The sequence below is a fragment of the Methanobrevibacter sp. genome (assembly GCF_015062985.1).
Classification (GTDB): domain Archaea; phylum Methanobacteriota; class Methanobacteria; order Methanobacteriales; family Methanobacteriaceae; genus Methanocatella.
The window spans coordinates 1-13,808 of the sequence record NZ_SUTI01000027.1 but is presented as its reverse complement, the minus strand read 5'-3'; the positions used below and the strand labels follow the sequence as shown (position 1 = coordinate 13,808).

The following is a 13,808-nucleotide window of genomic DNA, read 5'->3' as shown; positions in this document are numbered from 1 at the left end:
GCAAACATCGCCGAAGATGCAACAGGAAATGTCAATTTCAATATAGACGGAAACACATACAAGGCCAAAATAGTCAATGGCGTGGCAACAGTAACATTGCCGGATATGGCTCCGGGAACCTATACCCTCAAATCCAGCTACGGCGGAAACTACAAATACCTTCCGGAAACCAAAACAAGAACAATAACAATAAAATAGGGAAATCGGATTTCTCTATTTTTTCTTATTTTTTTAAACCTGCATAAACCTAAAAATCTCATCAACATTTACCAAAAAACTAAAAGTATATTAATACCATCAAACTAAAATTATAATATTATCATATCACTGATGATAATAGTTATTTTCACATTCTATGTTACTAGTATGTATGGGCTTTTTAATACTAGGTAGCTGATGACATAGATTTATACCCAGACAGAACTGATTAGAGGTTATATCATGCAAAGATCAAGAGGATTAAAAAGTAGATCAAGAAAAAAAATGACTAAGGTACAAAGACCGGGCAGAACCAACCCGATTACCAACAGAATGCAAAGATTTGAAGAAGGAGATTTAGTTCACATTACTATTAACCCATCCATCCAAAAAGGACAGCCTGCTCCTAGATTCCACGGTAAAACCGGAAAAGTTATCGGACAAAAAGGAAAAGCTTACATTATTGCTTTAAAAGATGGAAACAAAGCTAAAGAGTTAATAGTAAGACCTGACCACTTAAAATTACAAAAATGATTCCTATGATTGGAAAAGAAGTTATTGAAAACGAACCTATTTCAGGCGCTGAAGTCAAAAAGATTCTTGAAGATTTCTCCGATGAGAACGAATTGAACTATGAGCAGAACATTACCCTGAACCATCTTGCAAGATTCAAAAGGTATTCCCTTGAGGATTCCAAGGAAATCGTTGAAAAGCTTCAGGACGAGTTTGGCTTAAGGCCTAAAGTCGCTGTTCATATTGCTGATTTGGCTCCTAAGGATTTGGCGGACATGAGACTGATTTTCGCTAAAGAGCCTTCCAAAATAGACAAGGAAGACATGGAAAAGATCCTTGAATTTTTGGAACAGTATGACGTTGAAGAATAGTTTCAAAACTATTCACTTTTTTTATTATTTTTTATGCAATTTTATTATCAGAATCCCTACTTTTTTTAGATATCTTTATTATAGTTAAAAGATAAAACTATTATTTGATTTAAATTGTAGCTAATTTAAGTTATAAAAAAACAATAGTGAGTGATAAAGATGGATAACAGAAACAGAAGAGAAAAAAAACCAGCAGTAAAAAAAGAGGAATATGCTGTTGTACTTGATTATCTTAGCCGAGGCTATGTTAAGTCAGATATGTCCAAATTCGGAGGCAAACCTATTGCTCAAGCTATTGGTACAGAACAATTCACTTTACTCGAATTAGCTCCTAAAAAAGGTGTCGATTTGGAAATACAGGACACCGTATACATTGGAAAGGGAAAGAGAGATAAAATATACAGAGTGCTTGGGAAACTGGACTTTGAAAACCTGACAGCTACAAGCAGAATCGAGCTTGACTATGCCATCCGCGACATCGTCGAAGCGAATGAGGCAAAGTATGTCGAGTTTTTCAACAAGGCCGAAGCGCTAAGTACAAGACTTCATTCACTTGAGTTAATTCCAGGTATCGGCAAAAAATACATGTGGGACATCATCGAAACAAGGGAGGAAAAACCCTTCGAATCATTCGAGGACATTTCCCAGAGGCTCCCTACATTGGCTGATCCTGCAGGCATGATTGTAAACAGGGTCAAGCAGGAGCTTGACACTACAACACCAAGGAGAGGCAAGAACAAATACTACATATTCACACAGCCTCCTAGAAGACCTAAAAATACCAGATAAAAGTGATAAATTGACTAGTGAAACTTCCCAATCCTTATCTAAAATAACCAAATCTATTTTAAATCAGTATGGGATTAAGCTGAACAGAAATCTGGGTCAGAACTATCTTATTGACAGGAACAAAAGGGACCAGATAATCGGCTTTGGAGACATAAGTGAGGATGACGTTATTCTGGAGATAGGAACTGGGATAGGGACACTGACAATTGAACTTGCCAAAAGAGCAAAAAAGGTTATAGCCATTGAACAGGACACAAGGATTTGTGAAATCCTAGCCAAAAGGCTTGAAGAAGAAAATATAGATAATATAGAGCTTATAAATGATGATGCGCTGAAGGTTGATTTTCCACGCTTCAACAAAATCATCTCCAATCTACCTTATCAGATATCATCACCGATTACATTCAAATTTCTAGATTATGATTTTGATCTGGCCGTTCTTATGTATCAGAAGGAGTTTGCAGAGCGCATGAACGGCGAGGTGGGCACCAAAAACTATTCAAGGCTCTCAGCAATGCTTTATTTTAAATGCGATGTCGTGAAGCTGACCGACGTGAGCTCAGAAAGTTTCATTCCAAAGCCGAAAATCGACTCGACCGTGGTCTGTCTGAAGCCAAAGGAGAATTCCATTCCGGAGGATGACTTCAGATTCTATTCAAAGATTACAAAGGCCTTATTCCAGCACAGGAACAAGAAAATAAGAAATGCCCTGATTGATTCAAGGCACATTTTCTGCGGCCTTGACAAGAAGGAGATGAAGAAAATGCTGAACTCCATCGATGATGAGAAGGTGGAGGAGTATCTCAGGATGAGGGTCGTCGCACTCAGCCCCGAAGAGATACTGTTTCTCTCAAGAAGGATAAATGAGAAGCTGGAAGGATAGATAGCATGGGCGAGTTTATAATCAACACTGACGACAACGTTTACGTTCCGGCCGAGGACAGCTACATGCTGGCCGAAAACCTTGAAATCAGAAATGGCCAGAGCGTTCTTGAAATCGGAACCGGTTCCGGAATAGTTGCGATGTATGCCTCAAGGCTCACCGACAGGATTACGGTTACAGACATCAACCTTGACGCCTGCATGCTTGCCGAGAAGAATTTCGAGGAAAATGGCATCACATGCATTGAAGTCCTCTTCGGCAACCTCTTCGAACCTGTGAAAAACAGAAAGTTTGATGTAATTTTATTTAATACTCCATATCTACCGACCGAAGATGACGAAGTTTTGGACGACACTATAAATTATGCATTCGACGGTGGATTAAATGGTAGGAAAGTTATTGACTTATTTTTAGATGAAGTGGGAAATCATTTAAATGATGGTGGAATTGTCCAGCTCATACAGTCTTCGCTTTCGGGCAATGACGAGACCCTTGCAAGGCTCGACGAACTGGGCTTCATCGCGGAAATTGCCGAAAAGGAACACTTCTTTTTTGAAGATATAACATTGATTAACGCGTACAAAATATAAAAGGTGATCATATGGAGGAATGGAAACTGTCAGTCCTTATAGGTGCCGGATTGATAATACTGGCACTGATATTTGGCCTGCTCAGAAAAGAGTTCAGCATTCTCATCATGCTGGTGATAGTGCTTGGAGCGGTTGATGTAATATTCGGACTGTATCGGAAAAAAAATTAGAATAGGGGATTTAGAATTCCCCATCAAATACGAGTTCTGCAGGGCCTTCCATAAAGGCTCCGAGAGAACCCTCTTTTTCATAGACATTGAATTTAAGGTCTCCGCCAGGCAGGTGAAGCAATATGTTGCTGTCGAATAATCCCAGCTTGTAGCCGGAGATTGCTGTGGAGGTTGCTCCTGTTCCGCATGCAAGAGTCACGCCTGCACCCCTTTCCCAGGTAATCATTTTGCCCTCGTTTTCGGAAATCACTTCAACGAAATGGACGTTGATTTTTTCAGGGAACACTTCATGGGCCTCAATGGCAGGGCCGTACTTGTTGATGTCGACAGCATCCACGTCGTCGACGAATATTATCGCGTGCGGATTTCCGACGCTGATTGCTGTTACGTTGAATGTGGTGTCAAGAACTTCAAGTTCTCCGTCAAGAAACTCATCGGCATCACTTGTCATTGGAATTTCAGGAGTTTTAAATGTTGACAGACCCATATCCACCTTGAACAATACGGGTTCATCATCTTCTAAAGTGATTTCTATTGTCTTGATTCCTGCTCTTGTCTCGACAGTCATCTTTTCCTGCTTGAGAATTCCTTTTCTGTATACGAAGTCCCCAAAGCATCTTATTCCGTTTCCGCACATTTCAGCTTCGCTGCCGTCAGGATTGAACATCCTGTATCCTATATCGGCCACTTCAGACGGTTCGACGAACAGTACGCCGTCGCCCCCGACTCCGAAGTTTCTGTGGCAGAGAATTCTGCATGCTTCAGGCTTGTCGGCTTCAGGAATAACTTCCCCTTTGCTCTCATCGATTATTGGAAAGTCATTGCCTATTCCGTGCATTTTTGAAAATTTTAATCCTTTTAAATCAACCATAGTATCAACTTATTTTAAATGTGGAGCTATTATCTGTTTGCGGTAGAGGTCTTCGAATGTTTCCCTTTCACGAACCAGAATCGGTTCGCCGTCACTTACTAGCACTTCACTGGAAAGAGGTCTTGAATTGTAGTTTGAAGCCATTGTAAATCCGTATGCTCCTGCGTTCAATATACCCAATACGTCACCTTCTTCAACATCAGGCATCGGCCTGTCACGTGCAAAGAGGTCTCCTGATTCACATACGTTTCCAGCGATATCAACTACCTGGGTGTTTGGAGCATCCATTTTGCCTGCGTTTACTATGTGGTGGTATGATTCATACATTGCAGGCCTTAGGAGTGTGTGGAAACCTGCGTCCACTCCGATGAATTTTCTGTAGCTTTGTTTTACGCTGTTTACTGTAACGAGAAGAACGCTTGCGTCACCGACGAGGTATCTACCAGGCTCGAGATACATTGTAGGGTTGCCCATATCATACTGTTCGAGTTTTTCCTTGAAAAGGCCTATGTTGACTTCTGCGAATTTGTCAAGGTCCACGATGTTTTCCTCTGGAGTGTACGGGATACCTACGCCCCCTCCGAAGTCGACGAACTCGAAGTCAATTCCAGCTTCCTGGTGGACTTTTCCTGCAATGTCCATTGTGGATTCGACTGCAAGCTTGAAAGGTTCAGGGTCAAGGATTCCGGATCCGATGTGGGAGTGCATACCTACAGGGTTGAATCCGAGTTCTTTTGCCATTTCATACACTTCAACAGCTTCATTGTCCATGATTCCGAATTTGCTCATTACACCACCTGTGATACAGTGGTCGTGGTGTCCTGCACCTACCATAGGGTTTACCCTGAATGATATTTTAAGCCCTTCCGGATCGACAACGGAAGCAAGTCTTTTAAGTGCTGAGACTGAATCGATGTTGAGGAGAGCGCCTTCATCGTGGACGAATTTGAGCTCGTCGTTGGTTATGTTGTTTCCTGTGAACAATATTCTGTCGCCTGAAAATCCGAGCATTTTTGAAATGTGGACTTCTCCAGGAGATACCGCGTCAATGCAACATCCTTCGCTTTCCAATATTTTCATCACAGAGAGGTTGGTGTTCGCTTTGCATGCGTAGAACACTTTGAAATCAGGATAATATTTTGAAAATGCTGAATAGAACCTGTTGTAGTTGTCCCTTATTCTGGCTTCGTCAATCACATAGGTTGGAGTTCCGAATTCGTCTGCAATGTCGAGTGCATCCGCCCCGCCTATGTCCAAATGGTTTTTATCGTTTACTTTAATATTCAAATCCATGATTAAAACTCCTAAAAAAGTTACATTATGTATTTATTTATATAATTCAGGCTATTTAAAATTAATGAAAAGGAGGAATCAGCATGCCGGTCCATAGGCAAGTATAATAATTACAGGAATGGAAAGCACAGTCTTCTGGATAGCAATCGGCGGAACAATCGTCATGCTTACTGTTCCGTTTTCAATGATTTCATCAAAGATGCTTGACGGATTCGAAAAAAGTATGTACTCCCTGGCTCTTACTGCCGCCAAAATAATACTGGAAATAATCCTTATCTACGCATTGTCTGCAATCCTTGGCAACGGAAGCTGCGTCCTGATTGGAATAATAATATCCGAAATAGTCTTCGCTGTCGTGTACTACGTATTCCTCAACTATCTCTTCAACAACTTTGACGAGAAATATGAAAACAAGAGTACCGTAAGGACCTTCAAGGATGAAGATGAATCAGAGGATTCATCCAAAATCGGAAAAATCGCCGGAAAGGTCCAGAAAAGACCACAGCTCATTACGGAAATGGTTGCACTGATTATAATCCTCCTATCTATTTTCACAATAGGTTTAAAGAGTCAGAACTATACAATCATGGCCGCAGGACTGATTTCCCTTGGACTGTCAGGTTTAAGCGTCTACCTGATGGAGCCTAAAAACAGACCTGGGCTTTCCATAATCGGATCCGCTTTAAGTGCAATCATACTCTTCGGATTTATGGGAAAATACGGATACTTCCCAACACTGCTCCTGATAGTTGTGGGAGTGCAGATACTCTACATCAGGCTGATAGCAAGAAAGATAGGTGGAAAGAGTGAATAGGGGATACGGCCTCACTGTGAGAGGCATAATCAAAAACCCGAATGGCGAAATACTTATTTTAAAAAGACATCCCCTTTCCAAAACCGATCCGAACACATGGGAGCTTCCCGGAGGCAAGGTTGACCCCGGCGAAGCCTTTGACGATGCAATAATCCGTGAAATCAGGAAGGAAACAAGCCTTGATGTGGAACTGGGCGATTTTGCCGATGCCGTTCAAAACGACTACACCCACAAAAGGACAGTGCAGCTCATGATGCATCTTGAAGATGTTGAAGGCGAGGTAAAAATAAGCGATGAGCATATCGACTGGATGTGGGCCGATATCGAAAAAATAAGTAAACTGGAGCTTTCAAGCTCCTTTGAAAAGTTTTTGGAAAAAATAAATTGGATAATCTGATGCGATTATCCCCTTTCAGACATTGCAGAGCGACTAGTCGAAAACGTTTTCTGATTCTATTGTGAACTTTCCTTCCCTGCAGTATATGCATGTGGAGTCTTCATGAAGATAGTATATCTCCTCTCCACAGTCGGGACAGATGTTGTAGTCCCTGCGAAGGAATATGGTCAAATCATTTGTGTGCTCTGAGAGAACATCCCTGATTTCGGAATCTGTCATGTTCGCATTGTTTTCGGTTATGACAAACTTGTTGATTTGCTTTTTGCAGTGTGAGCAGAAATATCCGTGGTATTCCCCGGTGAACTTGTACTCATCTCCGCTTGAAAAGTCATGAATGTCCTCGCCTATGTGGAACTCGTCGTTGCCGTCCAGCACAAATGAGTATTCAGCCCTTGACGGCAATTCGGAACCGCACTGAAGGCATTTCTGGAAATAGTCGTCGAACTGGATTACTTTCGCCGCATCATTGTGGCCTTCAATAAGCTCTATGATTTTTGCGTCATCCAGCTCATCCGGTGATTTCTTGTAGATTACGTACTTGTCTATGAATTTGCGGCAGTTGTAACAGTAGTATTCTGCGAAAAATCCTTTGACAGGGGCTTCTGAACTTAAGGCTGATGTTGACTTGAGCAGCGGCTCGACATGAACCTCCAAATCATCATCTATCCAAAATATCTTATCCATTGCCTTGAAACTGAATCCACATGAATCACATACATATTCCACTTCTCTTGCCATGACAAACTCCCCCGAATAATATTATAATTGTTCATCCAATGCCTTTACGAACTCGTCGATTTCCGCTTTGGAAATTATAAGCGGTGGGACGAATCTCAATACGTTGCCTGAGGTACAGTTGATTAAGAATCCTGCTTCACGAAGCTTGTCGACGTATTCTGCACCAGGTTTGGTGAGCTCGACTCCAACCATGAGGCCTTTTCCTCTGACGTCCTTGATGACTTCCTTGTCGAGTTTTTTGAGCTCTTCAATGAAGTATTCTCCAACCTCATTGACGTTGTCAAGGATGTTTTCCTCATCGAAGGTGTCGAGAATGGCGTTTGCAGCTGCACAGACCAGTGGCCCTCCGCCGAAGGTTGTACCGTGATCGCCAGGTACGAAAGCGCTGGCTACCTTTTCTGTTGCAAGGATTCCGCCCATTGGGACTCCTCCACCGATACCTTTAGCCATTGTCATGATGTCAGGCTTTACGCCGAAGAGTTCGTGTGCAAAGAGTGTTCCGCATCTTCCGAAACCTGTCTGGACCTCGTCAACGATGAATACAATGTCCCTTTCATGGCAGATTTCCTCAATCTGTTTGAGGTAGTCTGCATCAGGGACGTGGACTCCGCCTTCACCTTGTATAGGTTCGACTATGATTGCAGCGGTGTTTTCTGTAATCGCATCCTTGATTGCGTCGATGTCATTGTATGGAACGTTTATGAATCCTTTTGGCAATACTGCCTTGAAAGGTTCGTGATATTCCTCATGACCGGTTGCCGCAAGTGTCACAATGGTTCTTCCGTGGAATGAATCTACTGTGGATATGACTTCGCTTTTTCCGGTGTATTTGACTGCGAGCTTGATAGCTCCTTCATTTGCTTCAGCTCCGCTGTTTGCATAGAATATTCTGTCGAAAGCTGTTCTGTCAATAAGTTTTTTAGCATAAATCAAAGCCGGTTCGTTATAGTAAATGCTTGAAATGTGAATGAGTTTTTCTGCCTGGTCCTGGATTGCCTTTACGAGTTTTGGGTGGTTGTGACCCAATGCGTTTACGGCAATTCCTGCAAACATGTCCAGGTACTCATTGCCGTCGATGTCAGTGACTCTGACGCCATCACCATGGTCTAGGACAACAGGCTGTCTTGTGAATGTGTTTATGAAATAATCGTCTTCAATCTTAATAAGTTCTTCAGTATTCAAAATTTTACCTCCTTATCTATTTAATCATTAAATATATTTGATTTTAAATAATATAAATGCTTGTCCCTATGGATTAAAAAAAAAGTGGTTAGGACAGGTTTTAAGGTTGTATTTGAAGAAATTTTGAAGTGAAAAAATAAAAAAAGTGAGGATGTGAAATTATCTTCCGGCCGTGGTCTCTGTCTCACCAGCTTGCGGACCTTCATCAAAACCCCCATAGTCCGAATAATCATCAATACCATGACCATATCCAGAATCATAGCTTGAACTAGAGTCTGAATAACTATAATCATAAGGGTAGCTAGAATCGAATGAACCGTCTAAATAGCCACTAAGATATGCATCCATCATGTCATTCTCATTGAATCTGCCAGCACTGGAGTTTGTTGTATTCTTCTTGACCGGAGCCGGAGCGGAAGAAGTTCCGGTAGGTGTTGCATTCACTTCCTTAGGAGCTCCAAGAGTGAGTGTGTCAAGCATGTGCTTGAGGATGTTCAAATCGCCGCATCCGATGACGATGTTGTCATGGGTCACGTTGTTTGAGATGTTTACAAGATAGAACGGGGTTCCGTTTATGCTGTTCTGCTTGATTTGATAGCTGTTGTATATCTCAACGTTCTTTGCATCGGCCATGAGGGCTTCCCTTGCCATGGCAAATGCCCCTGCACCCACAAGGGTCATGTTTTCAGCGCTGTTGAATGAGATTATTGAGACCCTCTTGGATGGACAGGAATATGTCCTGATTCCGTTTTGATCAATTTCCCACTTTACGTCGTCTGCCTTTGGCGCTTCGATTGTTGAGCCGCTGCTTATCTGGATTGTCTGGTATTCCACGGAGTTCGCAAGGAGGAAATACCCTATTCCTATTGCCAGAACCGCAATGGCTACGATAAGTCCGATTATAATGTATTTCTCATTTTCCATTTTGAATCACGTTTGTTACCAAGTTATATATAGCTATGTTGCTTCTGGCATAAAAATTAATTTATTGAATCCTATGAATCAATACTTTTAATAATGGATTGGACAATATAATAATTAGGTGATAAAATGAAAGTCGCAATAATCGAAACCGATAAGGGAAACATCGAACTCGAACTGTTTCCGAATGAAGCACCTGGAACCGTAGCCAACTTTGAAAAATTGGCAAACGAAGGATTCTATGACGGATTGACCTTCCACAGGGTTATTCCAAACTTTGTGATTCAAGGAGGATGTCCTATCGGAAACGGTACCGGAGGACCTGGTTACACAATCAAATGTGAAACCGAAGGAAACCCACACAAGCACGGAACCGGTGCACTATCCATGGCACACGCAGGAAAAGACACAGGCGGAAGCCAGTTCTTCATTACACACTGCCCACAGCCACACTTGGACGGAGTTCACACCGTATTCGGTCAGGTCATCAAAGGTCAGGATGTTGTCGATGCAATCCAGCAAGGCGACAAAATGAACAAGGTGACTATTGAAGAAAGATAATTTCTTTCTTTTTCTTTTTTTATTCTTTTTCAAGATGATTGATTAATTCTTTGAGCTTGTCAATCTGCATCTGGAATTCTTCTTCACGTGGAGTTCCCTTTACTTTTTCCAGTTTGACTTCAAGCTCATCCAATTTGTTTTTTGCTAATTCTAATCTTTTATCCGGCATCTTAATCACCTAAAACGACAATTGATTAAATATATTGATGCTGGGCATTATATAGTTAATGAAAAATCTGAAAAAAAACTTAAACACATAATAACTATAACATTCATATACAATATCATGGATTCTAAAATGGATAAAAGGATAATTGTTGTTCTGATTGTAATAATTGCGATTCTAGCAATCGGACTAGCTTACAGTATGCTCAGCCAAAATCATGATAAGGTAAAGCCAGTCAACAACACCACAGTAAAAAATGCGACATTGAACAATACGACCGTCAAGAATGCTACAGTAACTCAACCAAGCCATACTGAAAGTGGAAAATACGGTTATTGTGCGATTTGCGGAAGGGCATTGAGCTCTTCGGAAGCCAATAATGAATTCACCCAAGGAAAAGTATGTGATGACTGTGCCAGAAATCCATATTATCAGACCGAAGAAGGAGCAGCATACGCAAATCAGAAATTGTTTGAGGCATATCCTGATGAATATGACTGGATGTATGATAATCCCGGCAGTGTTGAATACGATTACTCATATAATGATGTAAGTCCCGAAGAGGATAATAATTATTATTAATCTTCTTCCTCAACTATCTTTTCAAGGTAATGGCCTAATCTTTGAACAACACCAACAACCAATGCATTGCCCATCATGAAAAATCTTCTTCTTTCAGTCATGGCTTTAGATTCAATATTAGTCCAATTATCTGGGAACATCTGAATTCTTTCAGCCTCCACTGGTGTTAATGTTCTCAAATTACCTGAAACATTATCTTTAACAACATGCGAACTTCTATTTGTTGTACTTTCGCTTGTCAGCATTGTCCTTGCAGGAACATCTAATTTATCAGGAAATGAAAGTTTTCCCTCGGAAAAATAATATTTTTCGCCGTTAGGCTTTGTTCTTTCAATTTTCTTTGATCCTTTTAGAAATGTCCATTTTTCCAGTTTTTCATCTAAAAGGAAGTATTTTTCATCAACTTCATCTTTTTCAAGAATATCTCCCAAAGTAGTTATCTCTTCACAGTCTTCCGGTTCGATTTTATATGTATGAATAATCCCATCGACCATAACTCCTGCATTAAAAAAGTGGAAATTGAATTCATCACTGATATAAACAATGTCTTCAAACTCATCCTGTGAAATACTTGTATTTCCTTTCTTTGATTTGACATCCTTGATTGGGAAGTTTTTTGCAAAGATACCGTCAGAGTAAACAATTTGTTCCGGAGAATATTTTTTCATCTTTTTGAAGTAATTGGTAGATTCATGATAAGCAAAAATAAATACTCTTCTTCTTTTTTGAGGAAATCCATATTCTGCAGCGTTAATTACTCTCCATTCAACTGCATAACCATTGTCCAAAAGGGACCTCAACATTATTCCAAAATCGCGCCCTCTTTGAGTTGACGGAGATCTTAAAAGCCTATCAACATTTTCAAGCAACACGAAAGGAGGTTGTTTGGTTTCCAGCACCTCAGCAATCTGCCACCATAAAACTCCTTTTTTGCCTTCAATGCCCTTTTCATTTGAAAGAGATCTTGCAACAGAATAATCCTGACATGGAAAACCTCCAACTAAAAGAGTATGGTCTGGAATAATAGTCTTGTCAACTTCTCCAATATCCTGACAAAGACAAGAATCTTCACCAAATCTTTCAGTATAACAATCAAATGCCGCTTGTGTTTTGGTAGATGGCTCCCACTGATTAGCCCAAACAAAATTCCAGTTATTTTGTTCATCAACAGTTTCCCCATCGAATTCAACATCATTGAATCCGCAGCGGAATCCTCCAACACCGGCAAATAATTCTACAACAGTCTTTTCCATATCAATTTCACCAACATATTATATATTGGGCAAGGCATATATTAATAATTAATTAGAGACCATTTGGAAAGTAATGATTTAAAATGAAATTTAAAACTGAAAAAGAATTACTCGAATATACGTCAAATATTAAAGGAAAAACCTTTAAAGAAATTGATACCAAACATTTATTGGATTCCGTTAGTTTAACACGGGCAAAAGGATTATTGGGCCATGTTGTCGAAAGCGGATTTTATGACTATCCAATAAACAGTGACAGTAGAGCGGATTTCGAAGAACTAGACATTGAATTAAAAGTTACAGGTTATGTCAAAAATAAGAATGGAAGTCTAAGGGCAAAAGAAAGATTGGTTTTAAGCAAAATCAATTTTAACGAAATTGTCAATGAAACATTTGAAAGCAGCCATGTTCTTGGAAAGTGCAGAAAAATGCTAATCATATGGTATGAATATGATTCATCTAAAGATGCTAAAGATTTCATGATAACAGATTATCAGTTATATGACATGAGCAATGATTTAGAGATATTTTCCAATGATTTTGAAATAATAAAAGGCAAAGTTCTAGAAGGAAAAGCGCATGAGCTATCCGAAGGGGACACCTCTTATTTGGGAGCCTGTACAAAAGCAAGAACCTCAGCCGACAGAACAACACAGCCATATTCAGATATATTGCCAAAACCAAGAGCATATTCTCTGAAAAATGCTTATATGACCGGTATTTTAAGAGAACTTGCTGAAAAACCAACAATATTGGAAATTAACTCAAAACAAGAATTTAAAACTGTAATAGAATATGTTAATGACAAATTAAAATCTTATTTTGGAAAAACACAAGTTGAAATTCTTGAAGAGATTACTGGCAGAAAATATGAGGAAAAAATACCAAAAAACATCAGTAAAATGATTTCAGATGAATTAATTGGTAAAGATGAAGATTTGTCTAAAATAGATGGTTTATTTACAAAAACAAGCTTCATTATTAAAAATTTGCCAATCCAAGAGGACGGCAAACCTCGTGAGAGAATGTCCTTTAAAACAATTAGCTTAAGTGATTTTGAAACAGATTGGGAAGATTCCTACTGGAAAAACTATTTTGAAGAAACAACATTAATTACTATTTGTTATCAGGAAAAAAATAGAAGTAGGAATGGATTTAGAGTTTTGAAAGATGTAAAACAAATTACTTTTGATGAAAATGATCTGGATGAATTTGAAAAGACTTATAACCAAATTAAAATAGCTATTGAGAAAAAAGATGTTAACTTATTGCCAACTTCATCAAATGGATTTAAAAATCAATTGCTAGAAATAGCTCCAAAAAGTGTTAAAGGCGCTAATGCATATGCTAATTTTTTTAAAAATGATAAAACAAAAGTATCTTTTATGATTAGTAAAAAACTACTCAATAAAAAATTAGTTTCATAGTATTGATTAATGAAAATTTGAGTTTAGAATGGAATTTTTATAAACTTGAAGAATTAATTAATTTAAGAACCGGAAAATTAGATTCAAAT

19 protein-coding genes are annotated in these 13,808 nt (G+C 39.5%); 12 read left to right on the top strand and 7 right to left on the bottom strand.

Translation table 11 applies throughout. The annotated features are described in order from the left end of the window. The 7 genes from E7Z77_RS09015 to E7Z77_RS08985 all read left to right on the top strand — a co-directional run. Window positions 1-198, top strand: a 198-nt coding sequence (locus E7Z77_RS09015) for an Ig-like domain-containing protein (protein ID WP_292753168.1), incomplete at its 5' end; no start/stop codon positions are given. Window positions 199-441: 243 nt separating this feature from the next. After that, window positions 442-732: a 50S ribosomal protein L21e gene (locus E7Z77_RS09010; RefSeq protein WP_292753165.1), complete on the top strand. Its 291-nt coding sequence runs from the start codon at window positions 442-444 to the stop codon at window positions 730-732. A gap of 5 nt (window positions 733-737) precedes the next feature. Beyond that, the gene (locus E7Z77_RS09005; RefSeq protein WP_292753162.1) at window positions 738-1,082 is read left to right on the top strand and encodes an RNA polymerase Rpb4 family protein; all 345 of its coding nucleotides are present in this window, start codon (window positions 738-740) and stop codon (window positions 1,080-1,082) included. Window positions 1,083-1,241: 159 nt separating this feature from the next. Continuing rightward, window positions 1,242-1,871 (top strand): DUF655 domain-containing protein, encoded by a 630-nt coding sequence (locus tag E7Z77_RS09000; RefSeq protein WP_292753159.1) that lies wholly within the window; start codon window positions 1,242-1,244, stop codon window positions 1,869-1,871. Between the two features lie 10 nt (window positions 1,872-1,881). Next, a complete protein-coding gene (gene rsmA, locus E7Z77_RS08995; RefSeq protein ID WP_292753156.1) occupies window positions 1,882-2,754 on the top strand; it encodes a 16S rRNA (adenine(1518)-N(6)/adenine(1519)-N(6))-dimethyltransferase RsmA in 873 nt (290 codons plus the stop codon). A 5-nt stretch (window positions 2,755-2,759) separates the two neighbouring features. Next, window positions 2,760-3,344 carry a HemK2/MTQ2 family protein methyltransferase gene (locus E7Z77_RS08990; protein WP_292753153.1) on the top strand — a complete coding sequence of 195 codons (585 nt, stop codon included), beginning with the start codon at window positions 2,760-2,762 and terminating at the stop codon, window positions 3,342-3,344. Window positions 3,345-3,355: 11 nt separating this feature from the next. After that, window positions 3,356-3,514: a hypothetical protein gene (locus tag E7Z77_RS08985; RefSeq protein ID WP_292753150.1), complete on the top strand. Its 159-nt coding sequence runs from the start codon at window positions 3,356-3,358 to the stop codon at window positions 3,512-3,514. A 10-nt stretch (window positions 3,515-3,524) separates the two neighbouring features. On the opposite strand, the gene dapF is transcribed toward E7Z77_RS08985, so the two are convergent. Further along, window positions 3,525-4,385, bottom strand: coding sequence for a diaminopimelate epimerase (gene dapF, locus E7Z77_RS08980; RefSeq protein WP_292753147.1), 861 nt, complete (start codon window positions 4,383-4,385; stop codon window positions 3,525-3,527). A gap of 9 nt (window positions 4,386-4,394) precedes the next feature. Then, on the bottom strand, window positions 4,395-5,678 hold the full coding sequence (gene lysA, locus E7Z77_RS08975; RefSeq protein WP_292753145.1) for a diaminopimelate decarboxylase: 1,284 nt from the start codon (window positions 5,676-5,678) through the stop codon (window positions 4,395-4,397). Between the two features lie 118 nt (window positions 5,679-5,796). Between lysA and E7Z77_RS08970 the strand changes: the two genes are divergently transcribed. Then, a complete protein-coding gene (locus E7Z77_RS08970) occupies window positions 5,797-6,492 on the top strand; it encodes a hypothetical protein (protein WP_292753142.1) in 696 nt (231 codons plus the stop codon). Window positions 6,493-6,508: 16 nt separating this feature from the next. After that, window positions 6,509-6,889 carry an NUDIX domain-containing protein gene (locus tag E7Z77_RS08965; RefSeq protein WP_292753139.1) on the top strand — a complete coding sequence of 127 codons (381 nt, stop codon included), beginning with the start codon at window positions 6,509-6,511 and terminating at the stop codon, window positions 6,887-6,889. 33 nt (window positions 6,890-6,922) lie between these two features. On the opposite strand, the gene E7Z77_RS08960 is transcribed toward E7Z77_RS08965, so the two are convergent. The 3 genes from E7Z77_RS08960 to E7Z77_RS08950 form a co-directional block, all read right to left on the bottom strand. Next, on the bottom strand, window positions 6,923-7,627 hold the full coding sequence (locus tag E7Z77_RS08960; RefSeq protein ID WP_292753136.1) for a hypothetical protein: 705 nt from the start codon (window positions 7,625-7,627) through the stop codon (window positions 6,923-6,925). Between the two features lie 21 nt (window positions 7,628-7,648). Beyond that, complete coding sequence (locus E7Z77_RS08955; protein ID WP_292753132.1) at window positions 7,649-8,809, bottom strand: acetylornithine transaminase; 1,161 nt, start codon at window positions 8,807-8,809, stop codon at window positions 7,649-7,651. A gap of 159 nt (window positions 8,810-8,968) precedes the next feature. Further along, window positions 8,969-9,460, bottom strand: coding sequence for a hypothetical protein (locus E7Z77_RS08950; RefSeq protein ID WP_292753124.1), 492 nt, complete (start codon window positions 9,458-9,460; stop codon window positions 8,969-8,971). 399 nt (window positions 9,461-9,859) lie between these two features. Here E7Z77_RS08950 and E7Z77_RS08945 point away from each other — a divergent pair, with 399 nt between their 5' ends. Further along, entirely contained in the window at window positions 9,860-10,291 is a 432-nt protein-coding gene (locus E7Z77_RS08945; protein WP_292753121.1) for a peptidylprolyl isomerase, read from the top strand. A 19-nt stretch (window positions 10,292-10,310) separates the two neighbouring features. On the opposite strand, the gene E7Z77_RS08940 is transcribed toward E7Z77_RS08945, so the two are convergent. Next, complete coding sequence (locus E7Z77_RS08940; protein ID WP_292753118.1) at window positions 10,311-10,460, bottom strand: hypothetical protein; 150 nt, start codon at window positions 10,458-10,460, stop codon at window positions 10,311-10,313. A gap of 117 nt (window positions 10,461-10,577) precedes the next feature. On the opposite strand from E7Z77_RS08940, the gene E7Z77_RS08935 reads away from it, so the two are divergent. Beyond that, window positions 10,578-11,039, top strand: coding sequence for a hypothetical protein (locus E7Z77_RS08935; RefSeq protein ID WP_292753114.1), 462 nt, complete (start codon window positions 10,578-10,580; stop codon window positions 11,037-11,039). Here the strand turns inward: E7Z77_RS08935 and dcm are convergent. Further along, window positions 11,036-12,292, bottom strand: a complete 1,257-nt coding sequence (dcm, locus tag E7Z77_RS08930; RefSeq protein ID WP_292753110.1) for a DNA (cytosine-5-)-methyltransferase — start codon at window positions 12,290-12,292, stop codon at window positions 11,036-11,038. The genes E7Z77_RS08935 and dcm overlap by 4 nt on opposite strands. Before the next feature lie 83 nt (window positions 12,293-12,375). On the opposite strand from dcm, the gene E7Z77_RS08925 reads away from it, so the two are divergent. Beyond that, window positions 12,376-13,719 (top strand): Sau3AI family type II restriction endonuclease, encoded by a 1,344-nt coding sequence (locus E7Z77_RS08925; protein WP_292753108.1) that lies wholly within the window; start codon window positions 12,376-12,378, stop codon window positions 13,717-13,719. Window positions 13,720-13,808: the final 89 nt, after the last annotated feature.

Bases quoted from the DNA above. Each gene is read 5' to 3' on its own strand.
- E7Z77_RS09000 (WP_292753159.1), top strand. From the start codon at position 1,242: ATGGATAACAGAAACAGAAGAGAAAAAAAACCAGCAGTAAAAAAAGAG.
- dapF (WP_292753147.1), bottom strand. From the start codon at position 4,385: ATGGTTGATTTAAAAGGATTAAAATTTTCAAAAATGCACGGAATAGGC.
- E7Z77_RS08925 (WP_292753108.1), top strand. From the start codon at position 12,376: ATGAAATTTAAAACTGAAAAAGAATTACTCGAATATACGTCAAATATT.
- dcm (WP_292753110.1), bottom strand. From the start codon at position 12,292: ATGGAAAAGACTGTTGTAGAATTATTTGCCGGTGTTGGAGGATTCCGC.
- E7Z77_RS09005 (WP_292753162.1), top strand. From the start codon at position 738: ATGATTGGAAAAGAAGTTATTGAAAACGAACCTATTTCAGGCGCTGAA.
- E7Z77_RS08990 (WP_292753153.1), top strand. From the start codon at position 2,760: ATGGGCGAGTTTATAATCAACACTGACGACAACGTTTACGTTCCGGCC.
- lysA (WP_292753145.1), bottom strand. From the start codon at position 5,678: ATGGATTTGAATATTAAAGTAAACGATAAAAACCATTTGGACATAGGC.
- E7Z77_RS08950 (WP_292753124.1), bottom strand. From the start codon at position 9,460: ATGGCAAGGGAAGCCCTCATGGCCGATGCAAAGAACGTTGAGATATAC.
- E7Z77_RS08945 (WP_292753121.1), top strand. From the start codon at position 9,860: ATGAAAGTCGCAATAATCGAAACCGATAAGGGAAACATCGAACTCGAA.
- E7Z77_RS08940 (WP_292753118.1), bottom strand. From the start codon at position 10,460: ATGCCGGATAAAAGATTAGAATTAGCAAAAAACAAATTGGATGAGCTT.
- E7Z77_RS08935 (WP_292753114.1), top strand. From the start codon at position 10,578: ATGGATTCTAAAATGGATAAAAGGATAATTGTTGTTCTGATTGTAATA.
- E7Z77_RS08985 (WP_292753150.1), top strand. From the start codon at position 3,356: ATGGAGGAATGGAAACTGTCAGTCCTTATAGGTGCCGGATTGATAATA.
- E7Z77_RS09010 (WP_292753165.1), top strand. From the start codon at position 442: ATGCAAAGATCAAGAGGATTAAAAAGTAGATCAAGAAAAAAAATGACT.
- E7Z77_RS08970 (WP_292753142.1), top strand. From the start codon at position 5,797: ATGGAAAGCACAGTCTTCTGGATAGCAATCGGCGGAACAATCGTCATG.
- E7Z77_RS08960 (WP_292753136.1), bottom strand. From the start codon at position 7,627: ATGGCAAGAGAAGTGGAATATGTATGTGATTCATGTGGATTCAGTTTC.